The sequence below is a fragment of the Bacillus sp. FSL K6-1560 genome, from assembly GCF_038592935.1.
Classification (GTDB): domain Bacteria; phylum Bacillota; class Bacilli; order Bacillales; family Bacillaceae; genus Bacillus; species Bacillus subtilis.
Genome location: NZ_CP151946.1, coordinates 2,495,778 through 2,518,689, shown reverse-complemented (window position 1 = coordinate 2,518,689; position 22,912 = coordinate 2,495,778). Strand labels below are relative to the sequence as shown.

24 protein-coding genes are annotated in these 22,912 nt (G+C 42.0%); all 24 read left to right on the top strand.

The window, feature by feature from the left end:
- Positions 1–660 (top strand): flagella biosynthesis regulatory protein FliZ, encoded by a 660-nt coding sequence (gene fliZ, locus NYE22_RS13485; RefSeq protein ID WP_046160405.1) that lies wholly within the window; start codon positions 1–3, stop codon positions 658–660.
- Positions 653–1,318 (top strand): flagellar type III secretion system pore protein FliP, encoded by a 666-nt coding sequence (gene fliP / locus NYE22_RS13480; RefSeq protein ID WP_003245692.1) that lies wholly within the window; start codon positions 653–655, stop codon positions 1,316–1,318. Before fliZ ends, fliP begins: the two co-directional genes overlap by 8 nt.
- A gap of 14 nt (positions 1,319–1,332) precedes the next feature.
- Entirely contained in the window at positions 1,333–1,602 is a 270-nt protein-coding gene (fliQ, locus tag NYE22_RS13475; protein ID WP_003220888.1) for a flagellar biosynthesis protein FliQ, read from the top strand.
- A 7-nt stretch (positions 1,603–1,609) separates the two neighbouring features.
- A complete protein-coding gene (fliR, locus tag NYE22_RS13470; RefSeq protein WP_003245510.1) occupies positions 1,610–2,389 on the top strand; it encodes a flagellar biosynthetic protein FliR in 780 nt (259 codons plus the stop codon).
- Positions 2,389–3,471, top strand: coding sequence for a flagellar biosynthesis protein FlhB (gene flhB, locus NYE22_RS13465; RefSeq protein WP_014479790.1), 1,083 nt, complete (start codon positions 2,389–2,391; stop codon positions 3,469–3,471). Before fliR ends, flhB begins: the two co-directional genes overlap by 1 nt.
- A gap of 32 nt (positions 3,472–3,503) precedes the next feature.
- Entirely contained in the window at positions 3,504–5,537 is a 2,034-nt protein-coding gene (gene flhA / locus NYE22_RS13460; protein WP_003231947.1) for a flagellar biosynthesis protein FlhA, read from the top strand.
- Entirely contained in the window at positions 5,537–6,637 is a 1,101-nt protein-coding gene (gene flhF / locus NYE22_RS13455; RefSeq protein WP_342411914.1) for a flagellar biosynthesis protein FlhF, read from the top strand. Before flhA ends, flhF begins: the two co-directional genes overlap by 1 nt.
- Positions 6,628–7,524 carry a flagellum location/number ATPase FlhG gene (gene flhG, locus NYE22_RS13450; RefSeq protein WP_124048386.1) on the top strand — a complete coding sequence of 299 codons (897 nt, stop codon included), beginning with the start codon at positions 6,628–6,630 and terminating at the stop codon, positions 7,522–7,524. Before flhF ends, flhG begins: the two co-directional genes overlap by 10 nt.
- Position 7,525: 1 nt before the next feature.
- Positions 7,526–8,599 (top strand): protein-glutamate O-methylesterase CheB, encoded by a 1,074-nt coding sequence (cheB, locus tag NYE22_RS13445; RefSeq protein WP_043857507.1) that lies wholly within the window; start codon positions 7,526–7,528, stop codon positions 8,597–8,599.
- Between the two features lie 5 nt (positions 8,600–8,604).
- The gene (gene cheA / locus NYE22_RS13440; protein ID WP_342411913.1) at positions 8,605–10,623 is read left to right on the top strand and encodes a chemotaxis protein CheA; all 2,019 of its coding nucleotides are present in this window, start codon (positions 8,605–8,607) and stop codon (positions 10,621–10,623) included.
- A 21-nt stretch (positions 10,624–10,644) separates the two neighbouring features.
- Positions 10,645–11,115: a chemotaxis protein CheW gene (gene cheW, locus NYE22_RS13435; RefSeq protein ID WP_003231938.1), complete on the top strand. Its 471-nt coding sequence runs from the start codon at positions 10,645–10,647 to the stop codon at positions 11,113–11,115.
- An 18-nt stretch (positions 11,116–11,133) separates the two neighbouring features.
- Positions 11,134–11,763, top strand: coding sequence for a CheY-P phosphatase CheC (gene cheC, locus NYE22_RS13430; RefSeq protein WP_003231935.1), 630 nt, complete (start codon positions 11,134–11,136; stop codon positions 11,761–11,763).
- Positions 11,760–12,260, top strand: coding sequence for a chemoreceptor glutamine deamidase CheD (gene cheD / locus NYE22_RS13425; protein WP_003244852.1), 501 nt, complete (start codon positions 11,760–11,762; stop codon positions 12,258–12,260). The genes cheC and cheD overlap by 4 nt, the downstream gene beginning before the upstream one ends.
- 22 nt (positions 12,261–12,282) lie before the next feature.
- Complete coding sequence (gene sigD / locus NYE22_RS13420; RefSeq protein ID WP_032725704.1) at positions 12,283–13,047, top strand: RNA polymerase sigma-28 factor SigD; 765 nt, start codon at positions 12,283–12,285, stop codon at positions 13,045–13,047.
- Positions 13,048–13,075: 28 nt separating this feature from the next.
- Complete coding sequence (swrB, locus tag NYE22_RS13415; protein ID WP_181219169.1) at positions 13,076–13,579, top strand: swarming motility protein SwrB; 504 nt, start codon at positions 13,076–13,078, stop codon at positions 13,577–13,579.
- 143 nt (positions 13,580–13,722) lie between these two features.
- The gene (gene rpsB, locus NYE22_RS13410) at positions 13,723–14,463 is read left to right on the top strand and encodes a 30S ribosomal protein S2 (RefSeq protein WP_003220918.1); all 741 of its coding nucleotides are present in this window, start codon (positions 13,723–13,725) and stop codon (positions 14,461–14,463) included.
- 101 nt (positions 14,464–14,564) lie between these two features.
- Complete coding sequence (gene tsf, locus NYE22_RS13405; protein WP_342411912.1) at positions 14,565–15,446, top strand: translation elongation factor Ts; 882 nt, start codon at positions 14,565–14,567, stop codon at positions 15,444–15,446.
- Positions 15,447–15,591: 145 nt separating this feature from the next.
- Positions 15,592–16,314: a UMP kinase gene (pyrH, locus tag NYE22_RS13400; RefSeq protein WP_003220923.1), complete on the top strand. Its 723-nt coding sequence runs from the start codon at positions 15,592–15,594 to the stop codon at positions 16,312–16,314.
- A gap of 1 nt (position 16,315) precedes the next feature.
- Entirely contained in the window at positions 16,316–16,873 is a 558-nt protein-coding gene (gene frr, locus NYE22_RS13395) for a ribosome recycling factor (protein ID WP_003231927.1), read from the top strand.
- Positions 16,874–17,003: 130 nt separating this feature from the next.
- Positions 17,004–17,786, top strand: coding sequence for an isoprenyl transferase (locus NYE22_RS13390; RefSeq protein ID WP_003231925.1), 783 nt, complete (start codon positions 17,004–17,006; stop codon positions 17,784–17,786).
- 3 nt (positions 17,787–17,789) lie between these two features.
- Positions 17,790–18,599 (top strand): phosphatidate cytidylyltransferase, encoded by an 810-nt coding sequence (gene cdsA, locus NYE22_RS13385; RefSeq protein ID WP_080474475.1) that lies wholly within the window; start codon positions 17,790–17,792, stop codon positions 18,597–18,599.
- 61 nt (positions 18,600–18,660) lie between these two features.
- Positions 18,661–19,812 (top strand): 1-deoxy-D-xylulose-5-phosphate reductoisomerase, encoded by a 1,152-nt coding sequence (dxr, locus tag NYE22_RS13380; RefSeq protein ID WP_003245155.1) that lies wholly within the window; start codon positions 18,661–18,663, stop codon positions 19,810–19,812.
- A 6-nt stretch (positions 19,813–19,818) separates the two neighbouring features.
- Positions 19,819–21,087 (top strand): RIP metalloprotease RseP, encoded by a 1,269-nt coding sequence (gene rseP, locus NYE22_RS13375; RefSeq protein WP_010886508.1) that lies wholly within the window; start codon positions 19,819–19,821, stop codon positions 21,085–21,087.
- Positions 21,088–21,119: 32 nt separating this feature from the next.
- Positions 21,120–22,814 carry a proline--tRNA ligase gene (gene proS / locus NYE22_RS13370; protein ID WP_003231918.1) on the top strand — a complete coding sequence of 565 codons (1,695 nt, stop codon included), beginning with the start codon at positions 21,120–21,122 and terminating at the stop codon, positions 22,812–22,814.
- Positions 22,815–22,912 lie beyond the last annotated feature (98 nt).

The window sequence follows — 22,912 nt, the reverse complement described above, 5'->3', positions numbered from 1 at the left end:
TTGAAAAAGAGTCAATATTTTATCGTTTTTATTTGTTTTTTCGTTTTATTGAGTGTACATCCGATTGCTGCTGCCGCGGCAGACTCTGATAATTCAACTGTAAACGAATGGTTTCAAAAGAAAGATGAAAAAACTGCAGATCAATCAGAGCAAAAGAAAGAAAAAACAACAAAAACTGCTGATGAGACGGAGGGAGCGGCTGCTCCTTCTGTCTCAGCTTTTGATTTTGTAAAGATGATTTTCGCTTTATTGTTTGTTATCGTGCTGATTTACGGGCTGGTTAAGCTCATGAACAAAAGAAATCGGCTCCTAAAGCCTTTTCAATATGTTGAAAATATTGGCGGCACATCGGTCGGCCAGAACAGATCCATACAATTGATCAAGGTTGGGAAAAGTGTGCTCGTCGTCGGTGTAGGAGAGACGATCCAGCTACTGAAAGAAATTGAGGATGAAAAAGAGATTGAAGTCATTCTCAGTCAGCATGAAGAGGCAATGTCAAGCAAAATAGAGTGGCAAAAGTTTGTGAAGCCGCTTAAGAGTTCTGAACATCAGCCGCAGCAAAAACTGCCTTCATTTTCAAAAGCATTAAAAGAGCAACTTGAAGAGTTAAAACAAAACCGTTCTGAAGGAAAGAAGAAAGGCCCACGTCATCATGAATGAGTTTATAAATATTTTCAGTTCAAGCGATCCGGAAAACGTAAGTTCGACTGTTAAATTACTATTATTGTTAACTGTATTTTCAGTGGCGCCTGGAATATTGATTCTTATGACTTGTTTTACTCGCATCGTCATTGTTCTGTCATTTGTCAGAACTTCACTTGCGACGCAATCTATGCCCCCAAACCAGGTTCTAATCGGGCTTGCGCTGTTTTTAACATTTTTTATTATGGCTCCTACTTTTTCAGAAATTAATAAAGAAGCGCTGACCCCATTAATGGACAACAAAATCAGCTTGGATGAAGCGTATACGAAAGCTGAGGAACCGATTAAAGAATTTATGAGTAAACACACAAGGCAGAAGGATCTGGCGCTGTTTATGAATTACGCGAAAATGGATAAACCTGAATCATTAAAGGATATTCCGTTAACAACAATGGTTCCGGCTTTTGCCATATCGGAGCTTAAAACAGCATTTCAAATAGGTTTTATGATTTTTATCCCTTTTTTAATTATAGATATGGTAGTGGCGAGCGTCTTGATGTCAATGGGAATGATGATGCTGCCCCCAGTTATGATTTCTCTGCCCTTTAAAATATTACTTTTTGTTTTGGTAGACGGCTGGTATTTAATTGTGAAATCTTTGCTTCAGAGCTTTTAGGGTAGGTGCTAAACGTGAGTTCAGAATTTGTAATTTCTATGGCGGAAAAAGCCGTATACGTAACGCTGATGATCAGCGGGCCATTATTGGCTATTGCTTTACTGGTCGGTTTAATTGTCAGCATATTTCAGGCGACAACTCAAATCCAGGAACAGACTTTGGCGTTTATTCCGAAAATCGTGGCGGTTCTCCTGGCTCTCATTTTTTTTGGTCCGTGGATGCTGTCGACGATTCTTTCATTTACAACAGAGCTGTTTTCTAATTTAAATCGTTTTGCAGGGTAATGTAGAGATGAATTCAATTATTGACTTATTTCCTGCTTTTTTATTGGTTTTTATTAGAATCTCTGCTTTTTTTGTAACAATTCCGCTATTTGGACATCGAAATGTGCCAGCTGTTCATCGCATAGGTTTTGCTTTTTTTCTTGCGGTCATTTGTTTCAGCACCATTGATAAACCGCCCTCTTTGGAGATAGATGAGCACTATATGCTTTTGGCGTTTAAAGAAGCTTTGGTCGGCCTATGTCTGGGTTTAATTGCTTATATGATGATTGCCGCAGTGCAGATTGCCGGCTCGTTTATTGATTTTCAAATGGGATTTTCAATAGCAAACGTTATTGATCCGCAAACCGGTGCACAAAGTCCGTTGATTGGCCAGTTTATCTATACGATGGCACTTTTGTTTATGCTGAGTGTCAATGCCCACCATTTGTTGCTGGATGGTATTTACTACAGCTTTCAGTATATTTCAGTTGATCAGGCATTTCCGAATTTCGGCGATGAAAAGTTTGCCTATTTTATTGCGAAAAGCTTTAATGCAATGTTTATTATCGCTTTTCAAATGTCAGCGCCGGTTGTGGCCAGCTTGTTTCTAGTTGATTTAGCATTAGGCATCGTGGCTCGAACTGTTCCGCAGTTAAATGTATTTGTGGTCGGTCTGCCTTTAAAGATCGCTGTCAGTTTCATCATGCTCATTGTATGTATGTCCGTTATCTTCGTCGTTGTCCGGAATGTTTTCAGTTTAACGATTGAAACGATGCGGAATCTTTTAGCATTGGTCGGTGTTTCTTAATGAAGCTTAGAGTTGACCTGCAGTTTTTTGCGGGAGAGAAGACAGAAAAAGCAACTCCGAAAAAACGGAAGGATACGCGAAAAAAAGGGCAGGTAGCCAAAAGCTCGGATGTCAATACCGCCGTTTCTTTACTGGTAATATTCCTTTCGCTTATTGCAATTGGTCCGTATATGAGAGACAGGCTGCTGTCATTCATAGAAACATTTTATACCGAATCGCTCACAATGAAGCTCTCAGAATCAAATGTGCATACATTGTTTGTCAGCTTATTAAAGGATATGGGCATAATACTCGCACCGATTTTGCTTGTTGCTCTTGTTGCAGGAGTCGTAAGCAACTATATGCAGGTTGGGTTCTTATTTTCTGCTGAAGTGATACAGCCTAAGCTTGAAAAACTGGATCCGATCAAAGGCTTTAAACGAATATACAGTATGAGGGCGATTGTAGAGCTGATTAAATCAATTTTGAAAATCGTAGTCGTCGGTTTTGCGGCTTTTGCTGTGCTTTGGCTGCATTATGGAGAAATTCTCCGGCTTCCTCTCCTGACACCCGAAGAGGCACTATCTTTCGTTTCAAAACTCACTTTGTGGATGGGACTAAGCGGTGCAGGTGCATTGTTGATTCTTGCTGGTCTTGACTATTTATATCAGAGATTTGATTATGAGAAAAATATCAAAATGTCAAAACAAGATATAAAAGACGAGTACAAAAAATCTGAAGGTGACCCGATTATTAAGTCTAAAATTAAACAAAGACAGCGGGAAATGGCGATGAGGCGGATGATGCAGGAAGTTCCAAAAGCAGATGTCATTATCACAAACCCGACTCACTATGCGATTGCTTTGAAATATGATGAAGAAAAAATGGACGCTCCTTATATTGTTGCAAAAGGTGTCGACCACCTGGCGTTAAAAATCAGGAAAATTGCTAAAGAGCATGATGTCATGATGGTAGAAAACAGACCGCTTGCCCGTGCGTTATATGATCAGGTGGAAATTGACCAGGCAGTGCCGGAAGAATTTTTTAAAGTTTTAGCAGAAATTCTGGCTTACGTATATAAAACAAAACAAAAAGTATATTGAATTTTTCGATTTAAAAGGAGAGAAAAAACAGCATGTCAACAAGAGATTTATCCGTTTTAATAAGTGTTGTCCTCATTGTGGCGATGCTGGTGATTCCATTTCCTCCATGGCTGTTAAGTATTTTGATCATTATTAATATTTCTCTTGCGTTGATCGTGCTTCTCACCACAATGAATATGCAGGAAGCGCTTCAGTTTTCGATTTTTCCGTCACTGTTGCTGCTTTTGACCCTATTTCGTTTGGGCTTGAACGTCTCAACTACCCGTTCAATTCTTTCACACGGTGAAGGAGGGAAAGTCGTCGAGACTTTCGGAAATTTCGTTGTTGGCGGAAATGTATTAGTTGGACTCGTTGTATTTATCATCCTTATTATTATTCAGTTTATCGTCATTACAAAAGGTGCTGAACGTGTTTCCGAGGTTGCAGCAAGGTTTACGCTGGACGCAATGCCGGGGAAGCAGATGAGTATTGATGCTGATTTAAACGCAGGGATGATTACCGAACAGGAAGCGAAGCATCGCCGCGAAAAAGTGGCAAGAGAAGCAGACTTTTATGGAGCAATGGACGGTGCCAGTAAATTTGTGAAAGGTGACGCCATTGCCGGAATCATCATTGTGATGATCAATATTATTTTCGGAATCGTGATCGGAATGCTTCAGCAGGGCATGTCCATTCAAGAGGCTGCTTCACACTTTACGATGCTGACTGTAGGGGATGGAATTGTTTCGCAAATCCCGGCACTGTTAATTTCTACGGCTACGGGTATTGTGGTCACAAGAGCTGCCTCTGAAGGAAACTTAGGGCATGACATTACAGGCCAGCTGTTTGCGTATCCAAAGCTTTTATACGTCGCAGCAGCTACGATCATGCTTTTAGGTATTTTCACTCCGATCGGCATCCTTCTGACGGGGCCGCTTGCGGGATTGCTTGCTTTTGGCGCATATACACTATCTAAATCAGGTAAGGAAAAAGAAGAAGTGGATGAGATTCTTGAGGAAGAGGCTGAGGTGGACGAGCTAAAAAGCCCTGAAAGTGTTGTTCAGCTTCTGCATATAGATCCGATAGAATTTGAGTTTGGATATGGCCTGATACCGCTTGCTGATGCCAATCAAGGCGGTGATTTATTAGACCGAATTGTTATGATACGCCGTCAGTTGGCTTTGGAACTCGGCCTTGTCATTCCTGTCGTGCGAATCAGAGATAATATAGCGTTGCAGCCTAATGAATACCGATTGAAAATTAAAGGAAACGAAGTAGCAAAAGGCGAGCTGTTGCTTGATCATTATTTAGCGATGTCGCCTACTCCTGAGGACGATCTCATTGAAGGGATTGAAACAGTGGAGCCTTCATTTGGACTGCCGGCTAAATGGATTAGCGAAGCGGTAAAGGATGAAGCCGACATGCTTGGTTATACAGTAGTTGATCCTGCATCAGTCGTTTCAACGCATATTACGGAGAAAATTAAGCAGCATGCCCACGAATTGATCGGAAGGCAGGAGACAAAACAGCTGATCGATCACTTGAAAGAATCGTATCCAGTCCTGGTTGAAGAGGTTACGCCGAATCCATTGTCTGTCGGTGATATTCAGAAAGTGCTTGCTAAGCTTTTAAAAGAAAAAGTTTCAATTCGAAACTTAGTAACGATTTTTGAAACACTTGCTGACTATGGGAAATTAACAACAGATTCTGATCTTTTGACAGAGTATACAAGACAAGCGCTTGCTAAACAAATTACAGCCCAGTTTGCCAAAGAAAATGAAGTGTTGAAGGTTGTTACTTGTTCGGGCCGTGTAGAAAAAGCAATAGCAGACGGTGTGCAGCAGACGGAACACGGGAACTATTTATCACTTGAACCAGATATTTCAGAAAGTATAGTGCGCTCTGTCGCCAAAGAAGCTGAACAGCTCTCATTACGTCAGGAAACCGCGATTCTTCTTTGCTCGCCGCCTGTCAGAATGTATGTGAAGCAGCTTCTGGAACGGTACTTCCCTGATCTTCCGGTACTCTCTTATAACGAACTTGAGGCGAATGTTGAGGTACAAAGCATTGGAGTGGTGGATATTTAATGAAAATAAAAAAATTTACTGCTGCTTCAATGCAAGAAGCGGCACTTCTCATCAGAAAAGAGTTAGGTAATGAAGCGGTCATATTAAATTCGAAAAAAATTAAAAAGCGAAAATGGTTTGGCCTCGTCAACAAGCCTGCTGTTGAAGTAATCGCCGTATTGGATCAGGACTTTCTTGAGAAAAAAACGCCTCAGAAGGCAGCTGAACCGAAACAAACATTAAAAACTCCGGTCAGCAGTCCGAAAATAGAGGAGAGAACATATCCCCCTCAAGTTCCGGCGCAACAGGAGCTAGGTGATTTTTCAGCATATCAATCTGTACTTCCTGAGCCGCTGCGAAAAGCAGAAAAGCTTTTGCAAGAAACAGGGATCAAAGAGTCTACGAAAACGAACACTCTGAAAAAATTGCTTCGCTTCTCTGTTGAAGCAGGCGGCTTGACTGAAGAAAATGTTGTCGGCAAACTTCAGGAAATACTATGCGATATGCTGCCCTCAGCAGACAAGTGGCAGGAGCCAATTCATTCAAAATATATCGTTCTCTTTGGTTCAACAGGGGCTGGTAAAACAACTACACTGGCTAAACTCGCAGCCATATCTATGCTTGAAAAACATAAAAAAATCGCTTTTATTACAACAGATACGTATCGTATTGCAGCTGTTGAACAGTTGAAAACATACGCTGAACTGCTGCAGGCTCCTCTGGAAGTTTGCTATACAAAAGAAGAATTTCAGCAGGCGAAGGAGTTATTTTCTGAGTATGATCATGTGTTTGTTGATACAGCCGGAAGAAACTTCAAGGACCCGCAATACATTGATGAACTGAAAGAAACGATTCCTTTTGAGAGCAGCATTCAGTCATTTCTTGTTTTATCCGCGACTGCAAAATATGAAGATATGAAGCATATTGTCAAACGGTTTTCATCCGTCCCTGTCAATCAGTATATTTTTACGAAAATAGATGAAACGACTTCCTTAGGTTCTGTATTTAATATACTGGCAGAATCAAAAATAGGTGTCGGGTTTATGACAAACGGACAGAATGTGCCTGAGGATATACAGACTGTATCTCCACTTGGTTTTGTGAGGATGCTGTGCAGATGAACAGATATGACCAAGCAGCAACTTTACGGGCGAAAATGGAAAAACGTGAGCGCGTTCTGCCGATGGTTTATTCACAAAAAGCGAAGACACTTGCTGTCATTAGCGGCAAGGGCGGTGTTGGAAAATCCAATATTACCTTAAATATGGCACTTGCGCTGCAGGATAAAGGTAGGAAGGTGCTGCTCATCGACCTTGATATCGGGATGGGGAACATTGATATATTAATAGGAAATTCATCGTCTGCCACGATAATTGATGTTTTAACCGATCGTAAGCCTTTGCTCCAGTCATTATCCATTGGCCCAAAGGGTTTGCGGTATATATCAGGGGGAACCGGTCTTGATGTGATGTTTCAGCTCGATCAGAGAAAATGGACGTTTTTTGCCAATGAACTTTCTCATGCATTAAGCCAGTTCGATTATGTGCTGTTTGATATGGGAGCGGGCTTATCAAAAGATCAACTGCCTTTTATTTTATCAGCAGAAGATATTTTGATTATAACAACTCCCGAGCCGACGGCCATTATGGACGCATACAGCGCTGTCAAGCACTTGGTTTTGACAGAAAATAAGCTTTCAATGAAGGTGGCTGTCAATCGGTGCCGTGACCAAAAGGAAGGGCTAGACGCTTTTGCCCGCCTCTCCCGTACAATTCATATGTTTTTGGATGTTCAGGTTCAGTTTGCCGGTTCCGTTTCTGACGATGTGATCGTGAGCAAAGCGGTTGTCGAACAGGTTCCTTTTTTCATAAAAAGCCCTCAGGCAAAAGCCAGCCGGTCAGTCCGTATTTTAGCGGACGCCTTGTTTGAAAGAGAAGAAACGAGACACAAAGAAGACAAACAGACATTTATTGAGAAATTATCTTCTTTTTTAATGAGGAGGGCTTAATTTGATTCGTGTGCTTGTAGTTGATGATTCAGCTTTTATGAGAAAAATGATAAGTGATTTTCTGACCGAGGAAAAGCAGATAGAAGTAATCGGAACTGCGAGAAACGGAGAAGAAGCGCTTAAGAAGATTGAATTATTAAAACCGGATGTTATTACTCTTGATGTGGAAATGCCGGTCATGAATGGGACAGATACGCTCCGCAAAATTATTGAGATTTATAACTTGCCGGTCATTATGGTGTCTAGCCAGACCGAGAAAGGTAAAGAATGCACAATTAATTGTTTGGAGATCGGTGCCTTTGACTTTATCACAAAGCCATCAGGCTCAATATCTCTGGATCTATACAAAATTAAAGAACAATTAGTTGAGCGTGTCGTCGCGGCAGGACTTTCCGGCAAGCGGAAACGTCCTGTTTCCCAGACAGTTCGGCCCGAACCTATTGTGCGTGCTGTCGTTAAGCCTGAATTAAGCAAACCGAAACCTGGCACGGGCAGACAAATTGTGTGTATCGGCACATCAACAGGCGGTCCACGGGCGTTACAAAAGGTGATACCGAAGCTCCCTAAGGATTTGAACGCACCAGTGGTTGTCGTTCAGCACATGCCTGAAGGGTTTACTGCTTCTTTGGCTGATCGGCTGAATCATTTATCTGACATTCAGGTAAAAGAAGCAAAAGATGGTGAAGCAGCTCTTAACGGCTGTGTTTACATAGCACCGGGCGGAAAAAACATATCCGTTATTAAAAACAGCGAAGGACTCCAGGTTGTGCTTGATAACCATGACACACCAAGCCGTCATAAACCATCTGCTGATTATTTATTCCGTTCTGTCGGGAAACTGACAGATTATGAAAAAGTAGCGGTTATCATGACCGGAATGGGCAGTGACGGCACTGCTGGGCTAAAGGAAATGCTAACAGCCGGCAATGTGAAAGCCATTGCGGAGTCTGAAGAATCTTGTGTCGTATACGGGATGCCAAAAGCTGCTGTTAAAGCGGGTCTCATTCATGAGATTAAACATGTGGAAGATATCGCAGCATCCATCACAAGCTGTGTGAAAAAAGAGAGGGTGTGATTCAAATGGATATGAATCAGTATTTAGATGTCTTTATTGATGAGAGTAAAGAACATTTACAAACATGTAATGAAAAGCTTCTTCTTTTAGAGAAAGACCCGACTGATCTTCAGCTCGTACATGATATATTCAGGGCTGCCCATACATTAAAAGGAATGAGCGCAACGATGGGCTACACGGATTTAGCACATCTTACCCATCTGCTTGAAAACGTGCTGGATGCAATCCGAAACGGAGACATGGAAGTCACCTCAGACTGGCTGGATATTTTGTTTGAAGCTCTGGATCACCTGGAAGCAATGGTTCAGTCTATTATTGATGGCGGGGATGGTAAAAGAGATATCTCGGAAGTGAGTGCCAAGCTTGATGTGAATGGTGCGCACGCTGAATCCGCTGCCTCCGCTGAACCTGCAGAAGCACAGAGTTCAGCATCTGATTGGGAATATGATGAATTTGAACGCACAGTTATACAAGAAGCGGAGGAGCAAGGCTTCAAACGATATGAAATCAAGATTTCTCTGAACGAAAACTGTATGTTAAAAGCAGTTCGTGTCTATATGGTGTTTGAAAAACTAAATGAAGTCGGAGAAGTAGCCAAAACAATTCCAAGTGCTGAAGTGCTTGAAACAGAAGATTTTGGAACTGACTTTCAAGTTTGTTTCTTAACACATCAATCAGCGGAAGACATTGAACAATTAATCAATGGCGTGTCGGAAATTGAGCATGTTGAAGTCATTCAAGGGGCTCCTTTAACATCAGCTGAAAAGCCTGAAGAATCTAAGCAAGAAGATTCACCAGCAGCAGCTGTACCTGCGAAGCAGGAGAAACAAAAACAGCCTGCTAAAAACGATGAACAGGCGAAGCATTCAGCCGGCGGATCTAAAACAATTCGTGTCAACATTGACAGGCTTGATTCTTTAATGAACTTATTTGAAGAGCTTGTCATTGACCGCGGGCGTCTCGAGCAGATTGCGAAAGAGCTTGAGCACAATGAACTGACTGAAACGGTTGAACGAATGACGAGAATTTCCGGAGATTTGCAATCGATTATTCTGAATATGAGAATGGTCCCGGTTGAAACTGTTTTTAACAGATTCCCGAGAATGATTCGCCAGCTTCAGAAAGAGCTGAATAAAAAAATTGAACTCTCGATCATCGGTGCGGAAACTGAACTGGATCGTACAGTAATTGATGAAATCGGAGATCCACTCGTTCACTTGATCAGAAACAGTATTGACCATGGTATCGAGGCGCCGGAAACACGTTTGCAAAAGGGAAAACCGGAATCAGGAAAAGTTGTGCTTAAAGCTTATCACAGCGGCAACCATGTCTTTATCGAAGTAGAGGATGACGGCGCAGGCCTTAATCGCAAAAAAATTCTGGAAAAAGCGCTTGAGCGCGGGGTCATAATGGAAAAAGAAGCTGAAACCTTAGAAGACAACCAAATTTACGAATTGATTTTTGCTCCGGGGTTCTCAACTGCTGACCAAATTTCTGATATTTCCGGCCGCGGTGTAGGACTTGACGTTGTAAAAAACAAACTGGAGTCTCTTGGCGGTTCAGTCAGTGTGAAATCAGCCGAGGGTCAAGGCTCTCTATTCAGCATCCAGCTGCCGCTTACCTTGTCTATTATTTCAGTTCTGCTGATTAAGTTGGAAGAAGAGACATTTGCCATTCCGATTTCTTCAATCATTGAGACAGCAGTTATTGACAGAAAAGACATTTTGCAAACGCATGACCGTGAAGTGATTGACTTTAGAGGGCATATTGTCCCTGTCGTTTATTTAAAAGAAGAGTTTAAAATAGAAGATACAAGAAAAGATGCGGAACAGCTCCATATCATTGTCGTGAAAAAAGGCGACAAACCTACTGCATTTGTGGTGGACTCCTTTATTGGCCAGCAGGAAGTTGTGCTGAAATCACTCGGAGATTATTTAACAAACGTCTTTGCAATTTCCGGAGCTACTATTTTAGGAGACGGAGAAGTAGCGCTCATTATTGATTGTAATGCACTGATTATTTAACCATTCGAGGAGGTGTCTCACATGACTGCAGAAATTAAAACAGGCGAAAAAATGATAGTCTTTATGGTAAATGGCAAAGAATATGCCATTTCCGTCACTCAGGTGAAATCAATTGAAAAATGGCAAAAGCCAACGAGGGTACCTGGCGTCGAACCATATATTTGCGGGGTAATCAATTTACGCGGGGTGGTGACTCCGGTTATTGATTTAAGAAAACGCCTGAATTTGCCAGAGTATGAAATTACCGATGAAACACGAATTATCATTATTGCTTATCGTGATATTGAAGTCGGCTGGATTGTGGATGAAGCGAACGATGTGATTACCGTACACGAAAGTGAAATAGAATCTGCTCCAGAAGGCGTTCAGAAAGATACGGATGTGTCGATCGAACAGATTGTGAAACAAGAGAACAGACTCTTAAATATTATTGATGCGAACGCGGTTTTGGATAAAGAATCATCTCAGTCCGCTGTGCCCGATCAAGCTTAATCTTAAAGGGGTTATGACATGAGTATTTTTAATGGAATCAAAGAAGAGCAGATGGACATTTTGCGGGAAGTCGGCAATATAGGCGCCGGCCACTCCGCCTCTGCAATGGCCCAGCTGTTAAATAGAAAGATAGATATGGAAGTCCCATTTGCAAAGCTGCTGTCTTTTGATGAGCTTGTTGATTTTTTCGGCGGCGCCGATGTCCCGGTTGCCAGCATCTTTTTAAGAATGGAAGGCGATTTAACGGGTTCAATGTTCTTTATAATGCCTTTTTTTCAGGCGGAGCAGTTTATCAGAGAGCTGATTGGAAACCCCGATTTTGACATAGAGGACTTAGGTGAAGACCACATGAGCTCATCCGCTTTGCATGAACTGGGCAATATTTTAGCGGGGTCATATTTAACAGCTTTGGCGGATTTGACGAAACTCCAGCTCTATCCAAGTGTTCCTGAAGTCTCTTTGGACATGTTCGGAGCAGTGATCAGCGAAGGGCTGATGGAGCTCAGTCAGGTTGGAGAACACGCCATTGTTGTCGACACGTCAATTTTTGACCAAAGCCATCAGCAGGAGCTGAAAGCGCATATGTTTATGCTGCCGGACTATGATTCATTTGAAAAGCTCTTTGTCGCCTTAGGTGCATCATTATGAGTACAACTGAGGCTGTTGTTATAAAGGTTGGGATTGCTGACGTGAAGATCGCCCGCTTCCCGGATACCATCCGGACCTCTGGTTTGGGCTCATGTGTGGGGCTGGTGCTTTATGATAAAGAAAAGCAAACGGCGGGTCTTGTTCATGTCATGCTTCCGGATTCGACGTTATCGAAAACTGCCGAGCTCAACCGGGCTAAGTACGCTGACACCGCCGTACAGACCACGATTGATATGCTGATAGAAGCGGGATGCCGGAAATTTGCATTAAAAGCAAAGCTGGCCGGCGGATCAGAGATGTTTAAATTTAAATCGACTAATGATTTGATGAAGATCGGACCGAGAAATGTATTAGCGATAAAAGAACAGCTGTCTTTATTTAATATTCCTATTATTAGTGAAGATACGGGCGGCTCAAGCGGCCGGACGATAGAATTTGAACCGAAGTCCTGCATGCTGCATATTCGAACTGTTAAACAAGGTGAAAAAACGATTTAATTAAGGTATTAGGGGGATAACAATGCAATCCTTGAATTATGAAGATCAGGTGCTTTGGACGCGCTGGAAAGAGTGGAAAGATCCTAAAGCCGGTGACGACTTAATGCGCCGTTACATGCCGCTTGTCACATATCATGTAGGCAGAATTTCTGTCGGACTGCCGAAATCAGTGCATAAAGACGATCTTATGAGCCTTGGTATGCTTGGTTTATATGATGCCCTTGAAAAATTTGACCCCAGCCGGGACTTAAAATTTGATACCTACGCCTCGTTTAGAATTCGCGGCGCAATCATAGACGGGCTTCGCAAAGAAGATTGGCTGCCCAGAACCTCGCGCGAAAAAACAAAAAAGGTTGAAGCAGCAATTGAAAAGCTTGAACAGCGGTATCTTCGCAATGTATCGCCCGCGGAAATTGCAGAGGAACTCGGAATGACGGTACAGGATGTCGTGTCAACAATGAATGAAGGTTTTTTTGCAAATCTGCTGTCAATTGATGAAAAGCTCCATGATCAAGATGACGGGGAAAACATTCAAGTCATGATCAGAGATGACAAAAATGTTCCGCCTGAAGAAAAGATTATGAAGGATGAACTGGTTGCACAGCTTGCGGAAAAAATTCACGAACTCTCTGAAAAAGAACAGCTGGTTGTCAGTTTGTTCTACAAAGAGGAGTTGACACTGACAGAAATCGGACAAGTATTAAATCTTTCTACGTCCCGCATATCTCAGATCCATTCAAAGGCATTATTTAAATTAAAGAATCTGCTGGAAAAAGTGATACAATAATGAATTTCATGGTTAGCGAGTGAAAAACATGTCAACACTATTATGGCTTTTAAGCTTTACGCTCCACGGCGTTCTTCTGTACGCTGTCATTATCCTGTATACGAGGCTCGCTGCAGTGAAAGAAACAGAAAAACAGCAAAAACAGATACTTGAAGAGACGGAAAACACCTTGGCGGCATTTCTGCTTGAATTAAAAGAAGAAAATGAGAAACTGATAGAAAATAAAGCTTCATCTGCAAGTCAATCAGATGAAGAATCCCAAAAGCCAGGCATTCAGACCTCTGAAACATATCAAGAGCGGGATCCAGTCCAAGAGGCAGAGAATCTTCCTGAACATATTGAAGGTCTGATTACAGAGGTTGACCGTCGGGAAGAGATTGTAAACAGTGAGGTCCAATCATTTGAAGACCAGGTCATAGAATTATATGAACAGGGATATTCGGCAAGTCAAATTGCCCAGAAAATGAAGAGCGGAAAGACAGAAATCGAGCTATTTTTAAAATTTCGCTCCAAAGGTGTAAAGGATTCTTGATTGTCGGATAAAGCTGTGTTATATTATGTCTTGGTGTTAAATACACACGCTTAACGATTTATGCAGAGGGTGCTGCAGGCGGCAGTTCTGCACAAAAATGACCTAAGCGGAGGAAAAAAACCATTATATTAGGAGGAAATAACATGTCAGTCATTTCTATGAAGCAATTGCTTGAAGCTGGTGTTCACTTCGGTCACCAAACACGCCGTTGGAACCCAAAAATGAAGCGTTACATTTTCACGGAGCGTAACGGAATCTACATCATTGACCTTCAAAAAACAGTCAAAAAAGTAGAGGAAGCTTACAACTTCACTAAAAATCTTGCTGCTGAAGGCGGAAAAATCCTTTTCGTCGGAACAAAAAAACAAGCTCAAGATTCTGTTAAAGAAGAAGCTCAACGCTCTGGCATGTACTATGTCAACCAACGCTGGTTGGGCGGTACATTAACAAACTTCGAAACAATCCAAAAACGTATTAAACGTCTTAAAGACATTGAAAAAATGCAAGAAAACGGTACGTTTGATGTACTTCCTAAAAAAGAAGTCGTTCAATTGAAAAAAGAATTAGAGCGTCTTGAAAAATTCCTAGGCGGAATTAAAGATATGAAGGATCTTCCTGATGCATTATTCATCATCGATCCTCGCAAAGAGCGCATCGCTGTTGCGGAAGCTCGCAAATTAAACATCCCTATCATCGGTATCGTAGATACTAACTGTGATCCAGATGAAATCGATGTTGTTATCCCAGCGAACGATGACGCTATCCGCGCTGTTAAACTTCTAACTTCTAAAATGGCAGATGCAATCTTAGAAGCGAAGCAAGGCGAAGAAGAAGCGGAAGTTGCTGAAGAAACTGCACCAGAAACAGAAACAACAACTGCGTAACCTATTCAAAAGGTGATAAGAGGGACTGCCTTTTATCACCTTTTTTCAAGAAAAATGTGTAATATACATACTCTTGTTTAAACATATAAGGAGGAATACAAATGGCAATTACTGCACAGCAAGTAAAAGAACTGCGTGAAAAAACTGGCGCGGGCATGATGGATTGTAAAAAAGCGTTAACTGAAACTGACGGAGATATGGACAAAGCAATTGACCTTTTAAGAGAAAAAGGGATTGCAAAAGCAGCGAAAAAAGCTGACCGTATCGCAGCAGAAGGTTCTACTCTTATTAAAACTGACGGCAACAAAGGCGTTATCCTAGAAGTAAACTCTGAAACTGATTTCGTTGCGAAAAACGAAGGTTTTAAAGAGCTTCTTAACACTTTAGCTGACCACCTTCTTGCAAACACGCCAGCTGATGTTGAAGAAGCAATGGGCCAAAAAATAGAAAATGGCTCAACTGTTGAAGAGTACATCACAAGCGCAGTTGCTAAAATCGGTGAGAAAATCACTCTTCGCCGCTTTACAGTTCTTACAAAAGACGACAGCTCTGCATTCGGTGCGTACCTTCACATGGGCGGCCGCATCGGTGTATTAACTGTTCTCAACGGTACAACTGATGAAGAAACTGCGAAAGATATCGCAATGCACGTTGCTGCAGTTAACCCTCGTTACATTTCTCGTGATCAAGTATCTGAAGAAGAAACAAATCATGAGCGTCAAATCTTAACTCAGCAAGCCCTCCAAGAAGGCAAACCTGAAAACATCGTAGCGAAAATGGTTGAAGGCCGTCTGAACAAATTCTTCGAAGAAATTTGTCTATTAGACCAAGCGTTCGTTAAAAACCCAGATGAAAAAGTGAAACAAGTTATTGCAGCGAAAAACGCTACTGTTCAAACTTTTGTCCGCTATGAAGTTGGAGAAGGCATCGAAAAACGTCAAGAAAACTTTGCTGAAGAAGTAATGAACCAAGTGAAAAAATAATGGTGAAAAGATTTCGCGGCTAAGTCGCGTCTTTTCAGGCAGTATAGGGGACACATTTTGTGTTCCCTATTTTTAAAACTATATTTACAAACCTTTTTTTCTCTTGCATAATAGAAAACGGCAATGTTTACACTTGGAGGTTATCATGGAAAAACCAAAATACAAACGTATCGTATTAAAGCTTAGCGGGGAAGCATTGGCAGGAGAACAGGGAAATGGAATTAACCCGACTGTCATTCAATCCATTGCAAAGCAAGTGAAGGAAATCGCTGAGCTTGAAGTCGAAGTGGCTGTTGTAGTAGGCGGCGGCAACTTATGGCGCGGAAAAACAGGAAGTGATCTGGGCATGGACCGCGCGACTGCTGACTATATGGGAATGCTGGCGACAGTAATGAATTCGCTTGCTCTTCAAGACAGCTTGGAAACACTCGGAATCCAGTCCAGAGTGCAAACATCCATTGAAATGAGACAAGTTGCTGAACCGTACATAAGAAGAAAAGCGATACGCCACTTAGAGAAAAAACGTGTCGTTATTTTCGCTGCGGGTACAGGAAACCCATATTTCTCAACTGATACGACAGCTGCACTGCGGGCTGCTGAAATTGAGGCAGACGTTATTTTAATGGCTAAAAATAACGTTGACGGTGTGTATAATGCTGATCCTAGAAAAGATGAATCAGCTGTTAAGTATGAATCACTTTCTTATCTTGACGTTCTTAAAGACGGCCTGGAAGTCATGGATTCAACAGCTTCCTCTTTATGCATGGACAATGACATTCCGCTTATCGTCTTTTCTATTATGGAAGAAGGAAATATCAAACGTGCCGTTATCGGTGAATCAATCGGAACGATCGTGAGGGGGAAATAACGTGTCAAAAGAAGTATTAACTCAAACAAAAGAAAAAATGGAAAAAGCAATTGCTGCTTATCAGCGCGAATTGGCTACTGTACGCGCAGGCCGTGCAAATCCATCATTATTAGATAAAGTAACGGTTGAATATTACGGAGCGCAGACACCTTTAAATCAGTTGTCTTCTATTAACGTGCCTGAAGCTCGTATGCTCGTTATCACACCATACGACAAAACAGCAATTGGCGATATCGAAAAAGCGATTTTAAAAGCTGATTTAGGTCTTACACCAACAAGTGACGGCAATATGATTCGAATTGCAATTCCGGCACTAACAGAAGAGAGACGGAAAGAATTAGTGAAAGTTGTAAAAAAATACGCTGAAGAAGCAAAAGTCGCTGTTCGTAACGTTCGCCGTGATGCTAACGATGATCTCAAAAAACTTGAGAAAAACGGAGACATTACTGAGGATGAACTGCGTGCTTCCACTGAAGACGTTCAAAAACTGACAGATGAATATGTGTCAAAAATTGACAGTGTCACAAAAGACAAAGAAAAAGAAATCATGGAAGTTTAATGAAAAACTATGTACAATAGATAATAGTGAAAAGACCCTCTCATGTTTACAGGGGGTTTTTTTGTTAATACTGTTGATTACATTGATTATCAACAGGTAATGTAACCTTTTTGGGTGACGGAGGAATCTCATGCTCAACATACTCAAAAATTGGAAGAATCAGCAAACTGCGGCTTCCAACTTAGAACGTTATACAAAAGAAGACATACTTAAGGGAGAAATTCCCGAACACATCGCCATTATCATGGATGGAAATGGCCGTTGGGCTAAAAAACGCTCTCTTCCCAGAATTGCAGGCCACCATGAAGGGATGAAGGTGGTAAAAAGGACCACGAAGCTCGCAAACGAATTAGGTGTCAAAGTACTGACATTGTATGCATTTTCAACAGAAAACTGGAAAAGACCGAAAATGGAAGTCGATTTTTTAATGAAGCTACCGGAAGAATTTTTGAATACGTATCTTCCAGAGCTTGTTGAGGAAAATGTACAGGTTCGGATCATTGGGGATGAAACGGCTTTGCCCGCGCACACATTACGTGCGATTGAAAAAGCTGTACAGGACACGGCGCAAAACGACGGAATGATCCTTAATTTTGCTCTTAACTATGGAGGCCGTACTGAAATTGTCAGTGCTGCAAAATCACTCGCGGAAAAAGTGAAGGAAGGCTCTTTGAATATTGAAGACATTGATGAATCGCTTTTTTCTACTTATTTGATGACTGAATCTTTGCAGGATCCTGAACTTTTAATTCGAACGAGCGGCGAGATAAGGCTGAGTAATTTTATGCTATGGCAGGTTGCCTACAGTGAATTTGTCTTTACTGACGTCTTGTGGCCTGACTTTAAAGAAGATCACTTCTTGCAGGCGTTAGGAGAGTTTCAGCAGAGAGGCCGGAGGTTTGGCGGAATTTAGAGGATGGTGGACATGAAACAAAGAATTTTGACAGGTGTTCTGGCAGCAATTGTATTTTTATTTTTGGTTATTGTCGGGAAATTGCCGTTCACCATATTAATTTATGCTATGGGCAGTGTGGCGCTTTTTGAACTTTTACGGATGAAAAAGCTGAAGCTGGTTTCACTGCCGGGTTTGATCGGTCTTTTATTATTGTGGATGTTCTTATTGCCAAGCCAGTATTCGTTTTTTGAAGCGGACGGAATTTCCAAAATGGAAATCGCTTTATTTGCGGTACTGCTATTGCTGACTTACACAGTGTTGGTCAAGAACACCTTTACTTTTGATGAAGTCGGGTTTATTACGCTTGCAGCAATTTACATCGGAATGTGTTTTCATTATTTTATCGAAATCAGAAATCTTGACCAATTCGGATTAACATACATTTTTTATGCGTGTGTTGTTATTTGGTCCACCGATTCCGGTGCCTATTTTGTCGGTAAATCGCTTGGGAAGCGGAAACTGTGGCCTGAAATCAGTCCGAATAAAACAGTTGAAGGGTTTGCAGGCGGAATTGTCATCGCACTTGTATTGGCGACGATTTTTCAGCTTGTTGCACAACTTCCGATTCCGTATATCTATCTGCTGTTGATCACGCTGTTTTTGTCTGTTTTTGGACAACTGGGAGATTTAGTGGAATCCGCCTTGAAAAGACATTACGATGTAAAGGATTCTGGGAATATCCTTCCCGGGCATGGCGGTATATTAGACCGTTTTGACAGTTTCTTGTTTGTCATGCCTTTCTTGTACTTTCTGCTTGCCCTTTTTTCATAAAAAAGTCTAATATGAATATGAGACTGATCATGCAGCAATAAGAATAGGAGTAGTGGCAACTTTGAAAAATATTTGTCTTTTAGGAGCAACAGGATCAATCGGCGAACAGACTCTTGATGTACTGCGTGCACATCAAGACCAATTTCAGCTGGTATCTATGTCGTTTGGCAGAAATATTGATAAGGCCGTTCCAATGATTGAGGTCTTTCAGCCGAAGTTTGTCTCTGTCGGTGATCTGGATACATATCATAAATTAAAACAAATGTCTTTTTCTTTTGAATGCCAAATCGGGCTGGGAGAAGAAGGACTGATAGAAGCAGCAGTGATGGAGGAGGTTGACATTGTTGTCAACGCTTTGCTTGGAAGCGTCGGTCTTATCCCGACATTAAAGGCAATTGAACAGAAAAAAACAATTGCGCTTGCAAATAAGGAAACTCTTGTCACTGCAGGGCATATAGTAAAAGAACATGCTAAGAAATATGATGTTCCGCTGCTGCCTGTTGACAGTGAGCATTCAGCCATTTTTCAAGCTCTTCAAGGCGAACAGGCTAAAAACATTGAACGCCTCATCATTACGGCATCCGGCGGAAGTTTTCGGGACAAGACGCGGGAGGAGCTCGAATCAGTAACAGTTGAAGATGCATTAAAACATCCAAACTGGTCAATGGGTGCAAAAATTACAATTGATTCGGCTACAATGATGAATAAGGGATTAGAGGTGATCGAGGCACACTGGCTTTTCGATATACCTTATGAACAAATTGATGTGGTTTTACATAAGGAGAGCATCATCCATTCAATGGTTGAGTTCCATGATAAAAGTGTGATCGCACAGCTCGGAACTCCGGATATGAGAGTCCCCATTCAATATGCGCTCACTTATCCTGACCGATTGCCATTACCAGATGCGAAAAGGCTTGAATTATGGGAAATCGGCAGCCTTCATTTTGAGAAAGCTGATTTTGACAGGTTCCGATGCTTACAATTTGCTTTTGAATCAGGTAAAATAGGAGGAACAATGCCGACAGTGCTAAATGCGGCAAATGAAGTAGCTGTCGCTGCCTTTTTAGCTGGCAAGATACCGTTTTTGGCTATTGAAGACTGTATCGAAAAGGCACTAACCCGCCATCAATTACTGAAAAAACCGAGCCTGGCGGACATTCAAGAAGTGGACAAAGATACCCGGGGATACGTCAATTCAATACTCACATAAGGTGGTATGTTCGTGAATACAGTTATAGCGTTTATCATTATTTTCGGAACGCTCGTTTTCTTCCATGAACTGGGCCATTTATTGCTAGCCCAAAGAGCGGGAATTCTCTGCCGTGAATTTGCGATCGGCTTCGGTCCAAAGATTTTTTCTTTCAAAAAAAATGAAACAGTTTATACGATCAGGCTGCTTCCGGTCGGCGGATTTGTTCGTATGGCCGGCGAAGATCCGGAAATGATTGAGGTGAAACCCGGATACACGGTCGGGCTTCTGTTTAATAAGGAAGATCAAGTTGAGAAAGTCATCATCAATCAAAAGGAAAAATATCCGGATGCATTAGTCATTGAAGTGGAAACAGCGGATCTAGAGCATGACATGAAGATCACCGGTTATGAACAGGGGAAAGAGGACGAACTTTCCAGCTTTACTGTCAGCGAAACATCCTTTTTTATTGTAGACGGAGAAGAAGTGCAGATTGCGCCGTATAATCGCCAATTTGGTTCCAAACCTGTGTGGCAGCGGATTAAAGCAATTGCTGCAGGGCCGATTATGAACTTTATTTTAGCTTACGTCATTTTAGTGATGCTTGGGCTGATTCAAGGCGTACCGTCAAATGAACCTATGCTCGGGCAGCTGACAGACAATGGACGGGCAGCTGAAGCAGGGCTAAAAGAAGGGGATTATATCCAAAGCATTAACGGAGAGAAAATGAGGTCTTGGACTGACATTGTCTCCGCTGTAAAAGAAAACCCGGAGAAAGAAATGGACGTTGCAGTAAAAAGAGATAACAAAACGCTTCATATTTCGGTGACTCCGGAAGCTGTTAAAGATGAGAACAAAAAAACAATCGGACGTTTCGGTTCCTATGCGCCGACTGAAAAAGGCGTACTCTCAGCGGTTGCTTACGGCGCGACATCAACAGTTGATGTCACCAAAGCCATTTTAACCAATCTGAGCAAATTAGTAACAGGCCAATTTAAACTCGATATGCTGTCAGGTCCTGTCGGCATATATGACATGACAGACCAAGTGGCGAAAACAGGGATCGTGAACTTATTTCAGTTTGCGGCGTTTTTAAGCATTAATCTTGGGATTGTCAACCTGCTTCCGATTCCGGCACTTGACGGAGGAAGACTGTTGTTTCTATTTATTGAAGCGATTCGGGGCAAACCGATTAACAGGGAAAAAGAAGCATTTGTTGTGTTTATCGGAGTAGCTTTCTTAATGCTTCTTATGCTGGTTGTCACATGGAACGATATCCAGCGGCTGTTTTTGTAAACGAAAAGTAAATCAATCAGAGGTGCGAAGAAATGAGACAAAGCTTGACGCTTATTCCTACGCTCCGTGAAGTTCCAGCTGATGCCGAAGCAAAAAGTCATCAGCTTCTTCTGAGAGCAGGATTTATCAGACAGAATACGAGCGGGGTATACAGCTATATGCCTCTTGCGTATAAGGTGATTCAAAACATTCAGCAGATTGTTCGAGAAGAAATGGAGAAAATTGATGCCGTAGAAATGCTCATGCCTGCGTTGCAGCAGGCAGAGACATGGCAGGAATCAGGCAGATGGTATACGTATGGTCCCGAACTGATGAGACTAAAAGACCGTCATGGCCGTGAATTTGCTTTAGGGGCAACGCATGAAGAGGTTATCACTTCGCTTGTTCGCGATGAGGTTAAATCTTATAAGCGTCTCCCTCTGACTCTTTATCAAATTCAGTCTAAGTTCAGAGATGAAAAACGTCCTCGCTTCGGTTTGTTAAGAGGCCGCGAATTTATTATGAAGGATGCGTACTCTTTCCATGCATCTGCAGAGAGCCTGGATGAAACGTATCAAAAAATGTACGAGGCCTATTCTAATATTTTTGCCCGCTGCGGCATTAATGTAAGACCTGTTATCGCTGATTCAGGCGCAATGGGAGGAAAGGATACGCACGAATTTATGGCACTTTCTGCGATCGGAGAGGATACGATTGCGTATTCTGATGAATCACAGTACGCGGCTAATATCGAGATGGCTGAAGTTCTTCACCAGGAAGTTCCTTCAGATGAAGAGCCTAAAGCTCTAGAGAAGGTTCATACGCCTAACGTGAAAACAATCGAAGAACTGACTGCGTTCTTGCAGGTTTCGGCTGAAGCGTGCATTAAGTCAGTATTGTTTAAAGCTGATGACCGTTTTGTCTTAGTGCTTGTAAGAGGGGATCATGAAGTTAACGATATTAAAGTGAAAAACTTGCTTCATGCAGAAGTTGTAGAGCTTGCCACACATGAAGAGGTCATTCAGCAGCTCGGAACAGAGCCAGGCTTTGTAGGCCCTGTCGGTATTCATCAGGATGTGGAAGTATATGCCGATCAAGCTGTGAAAGCAATGGTTAATGCTGTTGCCGGGGCAAATGAAGGAGATCATCATTATAAAAATGTCAATGTGAATCGTGACGCGCAAATTAAAGAATTTGCTGATCTTCGTTTTATTAAAGAAGGTGATCCTTCACCAGACGGCAAGGGAACGATCCGTTTTGCTGAGGGAATCGAAGTCGGACAAGTCTTTAAGCTCGGAACACGCTATTCAGAAGCGATGAATGCGACATATTTAGATGAAAACGGACGCGCGCAGCCAATGCTGATGGGCTGTTACGGAATCGGTGTGTCAAGAACGCTTTCTGCTATTGCTGAACAGCATCACGATGAAAAAGGATTAATATGGCCAAAAAGCGTTGCCCCGTACGATCTTCATATTCTTGCATTGAACATGAAAAACGATGGGCAAAGAGAGCTTGCTGAAAAGCTGTATGCCGATTTAAAAGCGGAAGGCTATGAAGTGCTCTATGACGACCGTGCTGAGCGTGCCGGTGTAAAATTCGCTGATTCAGATCTAATCGGCCTTCCAATCCGCATCACTGTCGGAAAACGGGCTGACGAAGGAATCGTCGAAGTGAAAATTCGTCAAACTGGTGAGTCAACTGAGATTTCAGTAGACGAATTATCTGCGTTTATCAGCAAGCAGTAATCACCATAACGATTTATCAAAAAACATGTTAAAATAGAAATAATAGAAGGTACCTCATTGCCTGAGGTACCTTCACTTATGATGTTTTTAGGGAGGGA